Origin of the sequence: Caproiciproducens galactitolivorans (assembly GCF_026672255.1) — a bacterium.
GTDB classification, from domain to species: Bacteria; Bacillota; Clostridia; order Oscillospirales; family Acutalibacteraceae; genus Caproiciproducens; species Caproiciproducens galactitolivorans_A.
In genome coordinates this window covers 55703-71175 of sequence record NZ_JAPOHA010000003.1, presented here as the reverse complement: position 1 = coordinate 71175, position 15473 = coordinate 55703, and the positions used below count along the sequence as shown (strand labels likewise).

10 protein-coding genes are annotated in these 15473 nt (G+C 52.8%); 5 read left to right on the top strand and 5 right to left on the bottom strand.

The window, feature by feature from the left end; all coding sequences use genetic code 11:
* The gene (locus OUY18_RS03480; protein WP_268057326.1) at positions 1-1803 is read left to right on the top strand and encodes a serine hydrolase domain-containing protein; all 1803 of its coding nucleotides are present in this window, start codon (positions 1-3) and stop codon (positions 1801-1803) included.
* Positions 1804-1913: 110 nt separating this feature from the next.
* On the opposite strand, the gene OUY18_RS03475 is transcribed toward OUY18_RS03480, so the two are convergent.
* Positions 1914-3287 carry a S1C family serine protease gene (locus OUY18_RS03475; protein ID WP_268057325.1) on the bottom strand — a complete coding sequence of 458 codons (1374 nt, stop codon included), beginning with the start codon at positions 3285-3287 and terminating at the stop codon, positions 1914-1916.
* Between the two features lie 266 nt (positions 3288-3553).
* Between OUY18_RS03475 and OUY18_RS03470 the strand changes: the two genes are divergently transcribed.
* On the top strand, positions 3554-4078 hold the full coding sequence (locus tag OUY18_RS03470) for a cob(I)yrinic acid a,c-diamide adenosyltransferase (RefSeq protein ID WP_268057324.1): 525 nt from the start codon (positions 3554-3556) through the stop codon (positions 4076-4078).
* Here the strand turns inward: OUY18_RS03470 and OUY18_RS03465 are convergent, their stop codons facing one another.
* The 3 genes from OUY18_RS03465 to nifJ all read right to left on the bottom strand — a co-directional run bounded on the left by OUY18_RS03465 (position 4079) and on the right by nifJ (position 10920).
* Positions 4079-6310, bottom strand: coding sequence for a vitamin B12-dependent ribonucleotide reductase (locus tag OUY18_RS03465; protein WP_268057323.1), 2232 nt, complete (start codon positions 6308-6310; stop codon positions 4079-4081).
* 178 nt (positions 6311-6488) lie between these two features.
* Positions 6489-7130 carry a hypothetical protein gene (locus tag OUY18_RS03460; protein WP_268057321.1) on the bottom strand — a complete coding sequence of 214 codons (642 nt, stop codon included), beginning with the start codon at positions 7128-7130 and terminating at the stop codon, positions 6489-6491.
* 226 nt (positions 7131-7356) lie between these two features.
* Entirely contained in the window at positions 7357-10920 is a 3564-nt protein-coding gene (gene nifJ / locus OUY18_RS03455) for a pyruvate:ferredoxin (flavodoxin) oxidoreductase (protein WP_268057319.1), read from the bottom strand.
* Positions 10921-11264: 344 nt separating this feature from the next.
* On the opposite strand from nifJ, the gene OUY18_RS03450 reads away from it, so the two are divergent.
* The 3 genes from OUY18_RS03450 to OUY18_RS03440 all read left to right on the top strand — a co-directional run bounded on the left by OUY18_RS03450 (position 11265) and on the right by OUY18_RS03440 (position 14745).
* Positions 11265-12665 carry a hemolysin family protein gene (locus tag OUY18_RS03450; RefSeq protein WP_268057318.1) on the top strand — a complete coding sequence of 467 codons (1401 nt, stop codon included), beginning with the start codon at positions 11265-11267 and terminating at the stop codon, positions 12663-12665.
* A gap of 157 nt (positions 12666-12822) precedes the next feature.
* Positions 12823-13341 carry a QueT transporter family protein gene (locus tag OUY18_RS03445; protein ID WP_268057317.1) on the top strand — a complete coding sequence of 173 codons (519 nt, stop codon included), beginning with the start codon at positions 12823-12825 and terminating at the stop codon, positions 13339-13341.
* An 18-nt stretch (positions 13342-13359) separates the two neighbouring features.
* Positions 13360-14745 (top strand): TrkH family potassium uptake protein, encoded by a 1386-nt coding sequence (locus OUY18_RS03440; protein WP_268057316.1) that lies wholly within the window; start codon positions 13360-13362, stop codon positions 14743-14745.
* A 54-nt stretch (positions 14746-14799) separates the two neighbouring features.
* Here OUY18_RS03440 and OUY18_RS03435 read toward each other — a convergent pair whose 3' ends face one another.
* Complete coding sequence (locus OUY18_RS03435; protein WP_268057315.1) at positions 14800-15465, bottom strand: potassium channel family protein; 666 nt, start codon at positions 15463-15465, stop codon at positions 14800-14802.
* Between the last annotated feature and the right edge of the window lie 8 nt (positions 15466-15473).

Genomic DNA, 15473 nt, shown 5'->3' with positions numbered 1-15473 from the left:
ATGATGGATATACTGTCCCAAATGAAAACCGCCGACCTTGTCGCGAAATTCATACGCGGCGACATGCAGCGTATTACCCCCTACCCGTTTATCCCCAGCAAGAAAAAGAACGAACCGAAAACAGGGGGCTGCGGCTTGCCTGTTTCCACGCCGGAAAACGAAGGAATCCCCAGCGGATATATTGAGCAGCTTTTTACGGAGCTTGCTTCCTGCGACCGCATCCGCGTCCACAGCGTGATGCTGCTGCGCCACGGAAAAGTGATTGCGCAGGGCAGCTTCCGCCCCTATACCGCAAGCTATCCGCATATGATGTTTTCCCTCTCGAAAAGCATAACCGGAATGGCGGTGGGCATTGCGCAGAGCGAAGGCCTTCTCTCGCTCGACGAAAAGGTGATCGACCTTTTCCCCGAAAAGGGGGTTCTTCTGCGCAGTCCGCGCATCAACAGCATTACCATACGCCATCTTTTAAATATGACCAGCGGCATCAAATTCAACGAAGTCGGCTCTTTTGTGGAAAAAGACTGGGTAAAGGCGTTCCTGCTGTCCGACTGCGTTTTCGAGCCGGGCACGCAATTCAACTACAACAGTATGAATTCTTATATGCTCAGCGCCATCGTCCGGAAAAAAACCGGAACCGGGCTGGTGGAATACCTGACCCCCCGCCTGTTTGAGCCGCTGGGAATCGAAAACGTGAACTGGGAAACCTGCCCGCTGGGCATTGAAAAGGGCGGCTGGGGACTGTATCTGCACATTGCGGACATGGCAAAGCTCGGCCAGCTTTATTTGCAGCACGGGCGCTGGAACGCTGGCGGCGGGCAAAAACAGCTCGTGCCCGAAAGCTGGGTGGAAGAATCCACCAAGATACAGACCCCGCCGCGGGAAGGAAAACCGCCCATCGGCTACGGCTATCAAATCTGGAAATTCGGCGCAAAGGGCGCGTATCAGTACAACGGCGTCTTCGGGCAATACGTGACCGTCCTGCCGCAGCATGATATGGTGGTTGCCATGACCAGCGGAAGCCAGAACCTGTTTGCCGACGATTCGGGGGAAATTATTAAGAAATATTTCGGAGACGACGCGCGGGAGATCGCGAGCCATCCCCTGCCGAAGAATAGTAAGGCGCTGCATTCGCTGAAAAACAGGCTGGAAAACCTTTACGCAGTCCGCGAAACCGCGCCGAAGCCGCAGGAAGAGAATCGGTTCGCCGCGCTTTTCCTGCGCTTTCTTCCCCGGCGGGCGGAATCCATCCCCCTGCTCGCGGCGGGAATCAACAACAGGGAATACCGGCTGGAAAATAGCCACGGCACGCTGATGCCCCTGATTTTGCAGTGCGTCACCAACAATTTTTGCGGCGGAATCACACGGGTCGCTTTCGCGTTTGAACCGAACCTTTGCCGGATCAGGCTTTACGACGGCAGCGATGAAAACACCATTACTGCCGGGCTGGACGGCGTGCCGCGCCGCTGTGACGTTACGCTGAACGGCGACGTTTATACCGTGGGCGCAACCGCGCGCCTGAACACCGACGAGGATGGCCGCACGGTTTTAAAGCTGTACCTCTCGTTTATCGAAACACCCTGCATGCGGGTGATGAAATTCATTTTCTACGGCGATAAGCTTCTGATTCGCTTTTTCGAGCATCCCGGCGTGGAGGCTTCCACGAAAATGCTGTTCGGGCTGATCGGCGGAAGCGGGAATTCCATCGATAAAATGCTGGTCGACGCGCTTTCACAGGAGCGCATGGCGGCGCGCCTGGAAACCATCGTGAAGCCCCGGGCGAAGGGCACCGTTTACGGCGAATAGAGATTCCCCGGCATCGCCGGTTGTTTTGCATACGATAAAAGCAGCGGAACCGGTTGGTTCCGCTGCTTTTACAAAAGAAGGGAGAATTTATGAAAAAGTTTGTCGTAAGCTTATTTACCGGTTGACTGGGACAGCTTCACTTTGGCGGTAAAGCTTTGCCCCGAAAGGGAACTTGTTACATTCAGCGTAACGGTATCCCCCGGTTTCTTGGCGGTAATCACGCTGGTTATCACATTCTGGCTGGTTACGGCCTTGCCGTCGATCTGTGTGATCACGTCGCCCTTTTTAATTCCCGCGGATGTAACGTTCGGGCTGGTTACCGAGCTGACATACAAACCCACAGGCAGATTGTAGAACCGCGAGGTCATGGAATCAATGAACTGGCCGGAGATACCCAGAACCGCACGGTCCTTCACGTATCCGTACTGCTTCAGATCACTGATAATGGGCTGCGCCACATTGATCGGAATGGCAAATCCCAGTCCCTCGTAGCCGCTCGCCACGATTTTGGACGAGTTGATGCCGATGACCTGCCCGTACATGTTGACCAGCGCGCCGCCGGAGTTGCCCGGATTGATTGCCGCGTCGGTCTGGATGCATTTCATGGCATAACCGGTTTCGGAATTCGTAATTTCACGGTTCAGCGCCGAAACATACCCTACAGTTACGCTGGAATTGAACTCCATGCCGCCGGGATTGCCGATTGCCATCACGGTATCCGCAACCTTCAGCTGGTCCGAAGACCCGAATTCCGCCGGGGTAAGACCCTTGGCGTCTATTTTGATTACGGCAAGGTCGGTTACGCTGTCGCTGCCGATCAGCTTCGCCTGATACTTCGTGCCGTTTGATAAAATCACTTTCAGCGAGGACGCGCCGTCTACAACGTGTGCATTTGTAATGATATACCCATCGCCCGTCGCGATAATTCCGGAACCTTCGCTGGTTGGATTTACCGCGCTGTCATCGCCCTTCGCGGTGCCGTCCCCGGTGAGTCCGCCCATTGTGTAGCGGGTGTTCTGGATGATCTGGTAGTTCTGTATGCAGACGACGGAGGGGACGACCTTCTCCGCGATCTGCTGTTTGGTTAATTCGCCGGCAGCGGCCGTATTCGAAGGACTCCCGACGACTTTGTTTATGGTAAACGCCGGCGTGTCTGTGGAAGACCCGTTTGTTCCAAGCTTGATGTAACCGTTATTGACCAGCGCCGTGAACCCTGCAATGGAACCGGCTGAAATCACCATGCAGCAAAGAACCGCCGCGACGACTTTTACAAAGATTTTTTTGCCGCCGGTCTTTTTCACCTTATGTTCCTGATAAACAGGCGGCTTCGGTGCGGGAGGCTGCTGCCAGCTGTAGGAGGTTGGCTCCTGCGGTTTGCTGTAATGGTAATAATTCCCCTGCCACTGGGTCTGATCTGGATTTTTGCAGTCCGTATTCGCTGTGTTTTGATGGCTTTGGTCGTTATCTTTAAATGGATGGTACATTGTATCGACTCCTCTCAGACGGTATTGATTTGCTTTCTGTGATTATTATTATGCCTGTGTAATGTGAAAACGATGTGATAATTAGTTTATATTTTTATGATGATTTTTCAAAGAATATGTAAAGCCGGTTTGTCCAAATTATGAACGGAACAAAAAAAGGATACAAATTCCTTTTAAATAGCCGCACACAGCACGGGGGAACGGCGAAAGACGCTGTGCGTCAAATGCCTTTTTATCCGAAAACAGTATAAAATGGAGGGAACAATATGAATGGACTCACTCATGTTTACTGCGGTGACGGCAAGGGAAAAACCACCGCGGCGATCGGCCTTGGCATCCGCGCCTGCGGCAGCGGGAAGCGGGTTTTGATGGTTCAGTTTTTAAAAGGAAACACCTCCGGCGAACGGAACGTGCTTCGGGAACTGAAAAATTTCCGCGTGCTGCCCGCCCCGGAGAACATCAAATTCACATTCCAAATGACCAAGCGGGAGCTGGAAGAAACCGCCGTGCTGTGCGGGGAACAGTTCTGCCGCGCGGTTTCCGCCGTCAACGGAGGCGAATGCGACGTTTTAATTCTCGACGAGGTATTCGGGGCCGTCAACTGCAATCTGCTCGACAACAGGATGCTGGTCGACCTGATAAAAAACAAGCCCCAGAATCTGGAGCTTGTCCTTACCGGGCGCGACCCAAAACCGGAGGTTCTGGAGCTCGCCGACTATGTATCGGAAATCCGAAAAATAAAACATCCTTACGACCGCGGCATCCCCGCGCGGCGGGGAATCGAGTTCTGATCAGCCGCAGCGGGAATATCCGCATTGGCGGCACATGACGCAGCCGCCCTCATGTTCCAGCGGCGCGCCGCATTCGGGGCAGAAGCGCATTTTCCCGGGCACGTCCTCCGCCGGTTTCTTTTCGGGCGTTCCATTGGGAAGCGCGGGCCATTTGCCGAGTTCGGCCTGCTGGCGGTAAACGCGCTCGATGGTCTTTGCAATCGCGTCCGGGCAGGAGGTGCATTTCAGCCCGGGCTGCCGGATGGTTGACGGACAGCGGATGCCCTTTAGCTGCCCGATAATGCTCTGTACGTCCATCCCGCTGCGCAGGGCGATAGAAGCCAGCCGGGCGGTCGCTTCGGACTGTGACGGGCATCCGCCGGCCTTTCCGGTGTTGGTGAACACCTCGCAGATTCCCTGATCATCATAATTCACCGTAATATACAGGTTGCCGCAGCCGATTTTTACCCGTTCGGTAATCCCCGTTACCGTATCGGGGCGGGGGCGCGGGACAATCCTGCCCTCTTCCGGCTGCCCTTCTTTTATAACCTTCCCGATATTCAGCACCTGCTCCGCGCGGCTGCCGTCGCGGTAAATGGTCACGCCCTTGCAGACCAGCCGGAACGCAAGCGAGTAGACCCGCGCCACATCCTCGCGCGCGGCGTCTTTGGGGAAATTCACGGTTTTAGAAACCGCGTTGTCCGTACCTTTCTGGAACGCCGCCTGCATGCGGATATGGTATTCCGGGCTGATATCGTGCGCCGAAACGAACACGCGGCGCAGATCTTCCGGCAGCTCTTTCATATGGGCAATCGTGCCCTCTTTCGCGATGCGCTTCATCAGGCCGTCGGAGTAAAGGCCGCGCTTTAAAAGCTCCGCCTTTAAAATCGGATTTACCTCGAGCATCTCCGTGCCGTCCATGATATTGCGGATATAAACATAACCGAAGACCGGCTCCACGCCGCTGGAACAGTCGGCGATGATGGAAAGGGTTCCGGTCGGCGCGATGGTCGTAATCGTGCCGTTGCGCTGCGGCTGATCTTTCGGCAGGATACTTTCCGCAAACAGGGGGAACGCTCCGCGTTTCTCGGCGAGCTTCGCGCTTTCCTCCCGGCCGCATTTCGTAATAAACCGCATAACCTTTTCCCCGAGCGCGATCGCTTCGTCGGAGTTATACGGGATTCCCATCCGCAGAAGGCTGTCGGCCCAGCCCATGACGCCCAGACCGATTTTGCGCGTCTGCTTGGTTACCTGATCGATTTTTTCAAGCGGGTACTTGTTCGCGTCAATGACGTTGTCCAGAAAATGGACGGCGTTTTGAACGGTTACGGCCAGCTTATCCCAGTCAAACTGCTGTTTCCCGTCCTGTTCCTTCAGCATTTGGGCAAGGTTGACGGAACCGAGATTGCAGGATTCAAACGGCAGAAGCGGCTGTTCCCCGCAGGGATTGGTCGACTCAATCTCTCCCTGCGAGGGTACGATATTGTCGCGGTTCAGCCGGTCGAGGAAAATGATGCCGGGCTCGCCGTTGCGCCACGCGGCGTCCACAATGCGGTCAAAAACCATGCGGGCGTTCAGCTTTTTCACCGGCTTTTTCGTGTGCGGGTCGATAAGCTCATAATCCGTGTTCTTTTCCGCCGCGTTCATAAAAACTTCCGTCAGACCCACGGAAATATTGAAGTTGTTGATTTCATTGTTATTGGCCTTGCAGTCGATGAAGTCGAGAATATCCGGATGGTCGATGCGCAGGATGCCCATATTCGCCCCGCGGCGCGTACCGCCCTGCTTAACGGCTTCCGTCGCCATATTGAACACCTTCATAAAGCTGATCGGGCCGGAAGCGACGCCGCCGGTGGAATTCACCGTGCTGCCCTGCGGACGGAGGCGGGAAAAGGAAAAGCCGGTTCCCCCGCCGGATTTATGAATGAGCGCGGCCTGTTTGATCGCCTCGAAAATGTCCTCCATGCTGTCTTCCACCGGCAGCACAAAACAGGCCGAAAGCTGCCCAAGCGGGCGGCCCGCGTTCATCAGCGTGGGCGAGTTCGGCAAAAACTCCAGCCGGGTCATCATATTGAAAAAAGTTTCGGCGGTTTTCTCCACCGGTGCGCCGAAGTCGTATTTCCTGTCCGACTCCGCAATCGCGTTCGCTACGCGGTGGAACAAATCCTCCGGCGTCTCCGTGGCTTTTCCCTTTTCATCTTTTATAAAATATCTTCTTTCAAGAACGGTTAACGCATTCTGAGAAATGGTCATCGATTCTCCTCCTGTCTATTGATATACTATATATTGTATCATTTAATTCAAATGTGTCAATAAATTGTGATCAGACTTCTATTAAATTATCACCAATTCTTGAAACAAAAATTCTGCATACAGCGCAGAAGAGCGGTTTCCGCCTTACGAAATAAGGAGAAACCGCTCTTTCCTTTTATCATAAATCAGATGCTGTAATATGGATTGCATATGTTTTCGCGCGAGTGGAAATCTCATATCCTCCAGCCGCTTTTCGAATGGATACGATATCATCACCCACCGGAATATTCTCTTTTTCAACGATGGCAAAAGTAGCGGTTTGGCTCATTCTTCGCGAGGTTGATCCCTTTTCTATATTAAAAGCTGAGCCGTTCAGGGTTACCGCCGAAGCGGATACACCGGGCAGATAGGTAACCGGCAGAGCAAACGATTCTATGCTTACCAATTCATTTTTTGCCGTGTCCCACACATATTTCACTTCGGTTTTGATGTAAACCTCTTGGCTATAGCCGCTGCCTTTTATGGAGCCTGCCAGTTTATCAATCGTTTTATAGCGGATTTCCCGGTCAGGGGACTGCGACCCCATGCTTGCTGTTTCTTCTTTCTCCAAAGCGTCAGCCTGTTCATAGATTAATTTCTTTTGCAGCGCGAGACCTGCAATAAATCTTTCTCTTGTATCTTTTTGATAGTTTTCAAGATGAATGAGCCCCTCATCATTGCTGTTGATTTCATTGTTTGCAGAATAATTATGGAAACCAATGATTCCGGCAAACAGTAAAACGGCTATAAAGAAAATGCCGAAACCGATTTTCTTTTTCATAACAGCACTCCTTGATATTGCTATTTTGTGGTAAGAAGTGTAAACTCCCTTTATATTCTATTATAGTAAATATAATACAATAATGATAGTTCATCAAGACAATTATTTTATATTATGCATTTTTTAAACAAAAAATTTCTATTTACAATCATCTCCGCTTATTTTTTAAGACAACAAAAGGGCCCCGCACATTGTACATTGTGCGGGGCCCTTTACAGTAAATAGATTAGTCCATATTGGAGAGCTTTGCGAGACGCTCGTAGTTCTCGGCCGCAATCTTTTCGGCCTTCTGGAACAGAGTCTCCGCGCGCTCCGGGAATGCGCGGGTAAGGGAGTTGTAACGAACCTCACCCATGATAAAGTCACGATAGCTGGCTGTCGGAGCCTTGCTGTCGAGGTGGAACGGATTCTTGCCCTGCTCCGCAAGACGGGGATCGTAACGGAAGTTGCTCCAGTAACCGGCCTCAACCGCCTTCTTCTCCTCGAGCTGAGCAATGCTCATGCCGCCCTTAATGCCGTGGTTGATGCACGGTGCGTAAGCAATGATGAGGGACGGGCCGTTGTAGCTTTCGGCCTCCGTAATCGCCTTGATGCACTGGTTGTAGTCCGCGCCCATAGCAATATGAGCAACATAAACGTAGCCATAGCTCATTGCAATTGCAGGAAGATCCTTCTTCTTTGTCGCCTTACCGGTCGCGGCAAACTGTGCAACGGAACCGATCGGGGTGGACTTGGAAGCCTGCCCGCCTGTGTTGGAGTAAACTTCGGTATCGAAGACGAAGATATTGACGTTCTCGCCGGAAGCAAGAACATGGTCAACGCCGCCGAAGCCGATATCGTAAGCCCAGCCGTCGCCGCCGAAGATCCACATGGATTTCTTGGCGAGGTAGTCCTTATCCTTTAAGGTCTTCTTCGCAAGGTCGGCAACCTCGTCGCTGCCCTTTGCCGCTTCTTCGAGCTGTGCAATCAGCGCGTCGGTAGCCGGACGGTTTGCGCTGCTGTCCTGTGCGGTTGCAAGGTAGTTCTTGCAGGCGTCCTTCAGGGAAGCGGAAGCATTGTCGGAAGCTTCGATCTTCTCAACATATTCCGCCAGTCTGCTGCGGATTGCGTTCTGGGCGAGCGTCATGCCGTAGCCGAACTCTGCGTTATCTTCAAACAGGGAGTTGTTCCATGCGGGGCCAAATCCCTTCTTGTTAACGGTGTAAGGCGTTGCCGGTGCGGAAGCGCCCCAGATGGAGGAGCAGCCCGTCGCGTTGGCGATATACATTCTGTCGCCGAAGAGCTGTGTGATCAGCTTTGCATAAGGAGTTTCACCGCAGCCCGCGCAGGCGCCGGAGAACTCGAGCAGCGGCTGTTTGAACTGGCTGCCCTTTACGCTGGTTTCCTTGAACTTCTCCGCAACTTCCGGTTTCTCGTTAACGGTAAGGCCGTAATCGAAGCCCTCCTGGCTTGCAGCCTGGGAATCGATCGGCTTCATAACGAGCGCCTTGTTGCCCTTTGTGCCCGGGCAGACTACGGCGCAGGAGCCGCAGCCCGTGCAGTCGAAGGTGGAAACGGTCATGGCGAACTTCATGCCGGGCATACCGGTCATGTCCTTGAATTTCTGGCTCTTCGGCGCCGCGTCGGCTTCGGCCTGTGTCATTGCGACAGGACGGATAACCGCGTGCGGGCAGACATAGGAGCAGAAGTTACACTGGATGCAGTTCTCCGGAATCCACTCCGGAACGTCGATCGCGATGCCGCGCTTCTCGTAAGCAGCGGAACCGGCCGGAACCGTACCGTCGGCCATGTTGACAAAGGCGGAAACAGGAAGCTCATTGCCCTTGTACTTATTGGCAGGATTCATGATGTTGTTGACATAGTCAACCGTATCCTGTCTGGAGCCGGTAGCCTTCTTAACCACGGTGTCGTCGGTGCAGTTCTTCCAGGATTCCGGAACCTGTACCTTAACGAAATCGGTTGCGCCGCGCTCAATGGCAGCGTAGTTCATATCGACAACCTTCTGGCCTTTCTTTGCATAAGAATGCAGAGCGGCATCCTTCATGTACTGAATGGCTTTGTCGGAAGGAATGATGTTGGCAATCTTGAAGAAAGCGGACTGGAGGATGGTGTTGATACGGCCACCCAGACCGATTTCCTTGCCAAGCTTGATACCGTCGATGGTGTAGAAGTTGATATCGTTGTCCGCGATATACTTCTTCATTTTGCCCGGAAGTCTCTTGTCGAGCTCTTCGAGATCCCACTGGCAGTTCAGAAGGAAGCTGCCGCCCTTCTTCAGATCCTGAACCATATCGTACTCATCCACATAGGAAGGCTTATGGCAGGCGACGAAGTCAGCCTGGCTGATATAGTAGGTGGATTTGATCGGTTTGTCGCCGAAACGCAGGTGGGAAACGGTCAGGCCGCCGGATTTCTTGGAATCGTAGGCGAAGTAACCCTGCGCGTACATGTCGGTGTGGTCGCCGATAATCTTAATGGAGTTCTTATTTGCACCAACGGTACCGTCGGCGCCGAGGCCCCAGAATTTGCAGGAATGCGTACCCTTCGGAGTTGTGTCCGGCGTTTCCTTAACTTCGAGGGAAAGATGCGTAACGTCATCGACAATGCCGATTGTGAAGCGCTTCTTCGGTGCGTCTGTTTCCATGTTGCGGTAAACGGCAACGATCTGGCCCGGGGTTGTGTCCTTGGAACCAAGGCCGTAGCGGCCGGTGTAAACCGGAACACAGCCGAACTCGGTGCCGTTGAGGGCTGCGAGAACGTCCAGATACAGAGGCTCGCCGATGGAGCCCGGCTCTCTTGTCCGGTCGAGTACGGAAATCTTCTTAACAGATTTCGGAATCACATCGATCAGATATTTCGCAACAAAAGGTCTGTAAAGTCTTACTTTAATCAGGCCGACCTTGTCGCCCGCCGCGTTCAGGTAATCCACAACTTCTTCCGCTGCTTCGCAGACGGAGCCCATTGCAATGATTACTCTTTCGGCGTCCGGCGCGCCGTAGTAGTTGAACGGCTTGTAATCGGTGCCGATTTTGGCGTTGACCTGATTCATATAATCAATAACAACATCCGGAAGTTTGTTGTACTGTTCGTTTCCGGCTTCGCTTGCCTGGAAGAACATGTCGTCGTTCTGAGCCGTGCCGCGTGTTACCGGATGCTCCGGGTTCATCGCGTTGCGGCGGAAGGATTCAACGGCATCCCAGTCGAGCATTTCGCCCAGATCGGCGTAATCCCACATGTGAATTTTCTGAACTTCATGGGAAGTGCGGAAACCGTCAAAGAAATGCAGGAAAGGCACGCGGCCCTTAATCGCAGAAAGGTGGGCAACCGCACCCAAATCCATAACTTCTTGCGGGCTGTTGGAGCACAGCATTGCATAACCGGTCTGGCGGCATGCATAAATGTCGGAATGGTCGCCAAAAATGCAAAGAGCATGGGTCGACAGGGAACGAGCGGAGCAGTGAATAACGCTCGGCAGGAATTCGCCGGCCATCTTATACATGTTCGGGATCATCAGAAGAAGACCCTGTGAAGCGGTGTAGGTTGTGGTCAGCGCACCCGCTGACAGAGAACCGTGCACAGCACCGGCTGCGCCTGCTTCGGACTGCATCTCGGTAACCTTAACTTCTCTGCCGAAAAGATTTTTTCTGCCGGCCGCCGCATATTTGTCTGTTTCGTCAGCCATAACAGAAGACGGGGTGATCGGGTAGATGGCTGCAACATCCGTGAACGCGTAAGAAACGTGCGCGGCGGCATTATTGCCATCCATAGTTTTCATCTTTCTAGAATCCATTTCTTTTTATTTCCTCCTTTAAGGATAATCCATTTACTACGGTACGGTCGAATACGCATACCTTTGTCTAAATTTTATCATCTTTCTTAGGATATGTAAAGAATATTTCCTTAAAACCCGGTAGAATTTACATCCTCATAACAAGTTCGTGAAAAGGCCCCGGAATTTCCCCGTTTTTGGGGCGCCGAAACCCCTGTAAAGCGGGTTTTGGCAGCTACGTCCCTGCGGCTTTCAATTCCTCCCGCGCGCAGAAGCGAAGCCTGCCGCCGGCTGATTGACATTTCCATTTAAAATACGTTAAAATAAGAATATCATAAATTTAAATTCCGAAAGGGGAAAACTGAATGTCTCCCGAACCTGACGGCTCATTTTTTCAACTGTTAAATGTACTTCCCGCTGCCGCGGAACCGCAGCGGGCGAGCCCGTTTGTTTCCATCCTGATTTTGCTTGTCCTTATTTTTATCAACGCATTTTTTTCCGCAAGCGAAATCGCGGTCATTACCTTAAATGATAATAAAATAAAGAAAATGGCGGAGGACGGCAACAAAAAAGCCGCGCAGATTCTGCGGCTCACCCAGAACTCCAGCCGTTTTCTCGCCACCATTCAGGTCGGCGTTACCCTGAGCGGATTCTTAACCTCCGCTTCGGCTTCGCAGAGCTTTGCCGGAAGGCTGGCGGATGCGCTCGCGTTTCTGCCTGCTTCACACAGCTTTATTTACGGAGTTTCCACCGTCCTGATTACCCTGCTTCTCTCCTATTTCTCGCTTGTTCTGGGCGAGCTGGTACCGAAAAAGATCGCCATGCAGCGCGCCGAACAGCTTTCTTTTCAGTTTATCGGCATCTTAAACGGCACTTCCCTCGTGTTTCGGCCGTTCATCGCCTTTTTGTCCTTTTCCACCAACGTGGTTTTAAAGCTGCTCGGCTTTGACCCCAACGCCCCCGAACAGACCGTCACCGAAGAAGAAATCCTGATGATGGTGGACGCCGGCGAGGAAAAGGGCGTAATCGGCGAAACCGCCAAGGACATGATTTCCAATATTTTTGATTTCAGCGATATTACGGCCAATGAGGTAATGACGCACCGTACCGACGTGGATGCGGTGGAGGACACCGCAACGGTTCAGGACGTAGTGAACCTCTCCGTGGCAGACGGACATTCCAGAATCCCGGTTTACCACGAGGATCTGGACGAGGTGCTCGGCGTGATTTACGTGAAGGACCTGCTCCCGTTTGTCGGCAGAACGGTAAACCCCGATACGAAAATCACCGACCTGATGCGCCCGGCCTATTTTGTGCCGGAAAGCAAGCACTGCAGCCAGCTTTTTGCGGAGATGACCGAAAACCGGACGCAGATCGCGATTATTGTAGACGAATACGGCGGCACCGAGGGTATTGTCACCATGGAGGATATGCTGGAATCCATTGTCGGCAACATTCAGGATGAATACGACCACGAAGAAGAGGAAATACATAAAGTGGACGATAACAAGTTTACCGTGGACGGCGGTACTTCCATTTATGAAATTTCCGATCTGGTCGGTGTGGAGCTGCCCGAGGGCGACTACGACACCATCGCGGGCCTTGTGGTGGAAATGCTGGGCCGAATCCCCAAACCGGATGAACACCCAAGCATACAGATCGAAAATCTTAAGCTTACCGTTCAGAAAGTGGAGGAACGCCGGATAACGAAAATCCTGATTGAAAAGCTTCCGGAAACGGAGGAAACCGGGGACAACGACATATAAGGAATAGAAGCGCAGCCGGAATTTCGGGTATCAGGAGAAAATGATCCCGAATCCGGTTGCTTTTTTCCTCTATTTGTAGTAATGTAATGTATTGCCGGTAACGGCACGGTCAGTCGCAACATCCTGACCTTAAACAAAACTACGGAGGAAACTGAATATGAGAAGAAATTCACAGCACTTGAAGTATCTGGTGCAGGGCGCCATGATCGCCGCGATTTACACGGTGCTGACCTTGCTGGCGGCAACGGCAAATCTGGCTTACGGCCCTGTACAATTTCGTTTTTCCGAAGCACTTACCCTTTTGCCGGTATTCACCCCGGCGGCTGTCCCCGGGCTTGCAGTCGGATGCCTGCTTTCCAATATCTGGAGCGGCTACGGCGCGGCCGACATGGTATTCGGCACGCTGGCCACCCTTTTGGCGGCAATGGTAACCCGCCGGCTGCGAAACGTGCGTATAAAGAAGGTTCCTTTTCTTGCGCCGCTGCCCCCCGTTCTGTTTAACGCGGTGATCGTCGGGCTTGAAATCGCGGTGCTTTCCACGCAGGGCTTTTCGTGGGCGGGCTTTTGGAGCGCCGCTCTTTCCGTTGGCGCGGGAGAGCTTGTAATCTGCTGTTTCCTTGGGCTGCCCCTGGTGGCGGCTCTGCAAAAGGTTGAGGAAAAAAGAAAAATATTCTGAATTTGGGGTGTTTCTTGTATGGGAGAAGAAGCGTTTCAGGTAAAAAGGCGGATGAAAAATGTTCCGCCGGTCCGGCTGATTGTCGTCAGCTTTGCCATCGTCATTCTTGTGGGCGCATTTTTGCTTACCCTTCCGGTCGCATCGCGAAGCGGACTGCCCACGGGATTTGTGGACGCGCTGTTTACAGCGACCTCGGCAACCTGTGTTACGGGGCTGGTCGCTTTCGACACCTGGACCCACTGGAATGTATTGGGCCAGGTGATCATCATCCTGCTGATCCAGATCGGCGGACTGGGCGTTATTACGTTCTCCACCGGGTTCTCGCTTTTGCTGCGCCGGAAACTCGGCCTGCGCGATCTGCAGCTTGCGACGGAGAACACGAGCGGAGATACCATAAACATCGTCCATCTGATAAAAATTATTCTGACCTTTACTTTCCTTTGCGAATCAGCCGGAGCGGTACTGATGATGTTGCGCTTTGTACCGCAGTTCGGGCTGAAAGGAATATGGATCGCTGCATTCACCTCGATTTCGGCCTTCTGCAACGCGGGATTTGATATTCTGGGGTTCGTAATGAAGGACGGCAACCTGATTCCCTACGTGAGCGACCCGCTCATTTGCCTGACGGTGGAATCGCTGATCGTAATCGGCGGAATCGGATTCATCGTGGTGGGGGATATTTATTACTCCCAGATTTTGAAACGGATACATAAAGAAAAACCGGAACATTTGAATTTCCATTCCACCATCGCTTTAGGCATGACGGCAATCCTGATCATTGTGGGCACCGTGCTGTTTTTCCTGTGCGAAAGCGACAACACCCTGAAAGGCATGGACTTCGGCACAAAGCTGAACGCCTCTCTGTTCCAGTCGATCAGCCCGCGTACCGCCGGATTCTGCACCGTCGATATCGCGAAAGAGCACGACTTTACAAAAATGATTACCGTAATCCTGATGTTTATCGGCGCTTCTCCCGCGGGAACCGGCGGCGGCATTAAAACCACCACCTTTGTGGTTCTGGTGGCGGCCGTTGTCAGCGTAATGAAGGGCAATGAAGACGCAACGATTTTAAAAAGAAGGCTGGACAAGTCTACGGTTTACCGTTCCCTCTCCATCGTTTTCAGCGCGGCGCTGCTCGTTCTGATTACCACCGGGATTATTCTGTCCGCCGATCCGGATGTCAGCGGTGTTGACGCTCTGTTTGAGGCAACCTCCGGTTTCGGCACGGTGGGGCTTTCCGCGGGCGTTACGCAGACGCTTAGCTGGATTTCCAAGCTCGCCGTTACGTTTACAATGTATGTCGGCCGCGTCGGCCCCGTTTCGCTCGGCTTGGCGCTGACGCTGCAAAAGGGACACCATTCCACCGGTTCCATCCTCCCAGAAGGCAAAGTGATTGTCGGTTAACAGTAAAAAGGCATAAGAAATCCCACCGTTTTCACGGTGGGATTTCTTTCTATACTATTCGATATTGGTTCCAAGAATCTTCATGATTTCCCTCTGGCTGTCGCCCATGCAGACAGCGACGATTTCGTCTCCGGCCCGGATTTTCGTTAAGCCGTTCGGAATCATCATGTCGTCGCCGCGCACGATGGAAACGATCAGCGACCCCTCCGGCAGCGTGATATCCTTCAGCGCCGTGCCGTTCAGCGCCGTATTTTCGGCGAGCGTAATGGCGCAGATACTGGCTTTTCCCTTATTCAGGGTTGCCAGCAGATGCATCCCGGACGCGCCCACTTCCTGCTCAATCAGATTGGTAATAATTTCGGTACTGCTCACAACGATGCCCGTCCCCAAAGTCCGGAGCGCATCCAGATTCCGCGGGTCGTTCGCCCTTGCGATGACCTTTTTCGCTTTAAATTCGATTCTGGCAAGCTGGGAAGCCACCAGATTATCCTGATCACTGCCCGTCACCGCGATAAAGCAGTCCGCGTTTCTGGTTTCGGCCGCGTCCAGAACCTCAATTTCGGTACCGTCGCCGCAGATGACCTCCGCGTCCAGTTCGTTTGCAAGGCGTACACATTTTGCCTTGTCCTTTTCAACCAGTTTAACCGTATATTTTCTTTCCAGCATACTGCCGGCTATCTGATGGCCAAGCTTTCCGCCGCCGACAATTACAATTTTCATCATTTCTC

Bases quoted from the DNA above. Each gene is read 5' to 3' on its own strand.
- OUY18_RS03480 (WP_268057326.1), top strand. From the start codon at position 1: ATGATGGATATACTGTCCCAAATGAAAACCGCCGACCTTGTCGCGAAA.
- OUY18_RS03460 (WP_268057321.1), bottom strand. From the start codon at position 7,130: ATGAAAAAGAAAATCGGTTTCGGCATTTTCTTTATAGCCGTTTTACTG.
- OUY18_RS03465 (WP_268057323.1), bottom strand. From the start codon at position 6,310: ATGACCATTTCTCAGAATGCGTTAACCGTTCTTGAAAGAAGATATTTT.
- OUY18_RS03450 (WP_268057318.1), top strand. From the start codon at position 11,265: ATGTCTCCCGAACCTGACGGCTCATTTTTTCAACTGTTAAATGTACTT.
- OUY18_RS03470 (WP_268057324.1), top strand. From the start codon at position 3,554: ATGAATGGACTCACTCATGTTTACTGCGGTGACGGCAAGGGAAAAACC.
- OUY18_RS03445 (WP_268057317.1), top strand. From the start codon at position 12,823: ATGAGAAGAAATTCACAGCACTTGAAGTATCTGGTGCAGGGCGCCATG.
- OUY18_RS03440 (WP_268057316.1), top strand. From the start codon at position 13,360: ATGGGAGAAGAAGCGTTTCAGGTAAAAAGGCGGATGAAAAATGTTCCG.
- OUY18_RS03435 (WP_268057315.1), bottom strand. From the start codon at position 15,465: ATGAAAATTGTAATTGTCGGCGGCGGAAAGCTTGGCCATCAGATAGCC.
- nifJ (WP_268057319.1), bottom strand. From the start codon at position 10,920: ATGGATTCTAGAAAGATGAAAACTATGGATGGCAATAATGCCGCCGCG.
- OUY18_RS03475 (WP_268057325.1), bottom strand. From the start codon at position 3,287: ATGTACCATCCATTTAAAGATAACGACCAAAGCCATCAAAACACAGCG.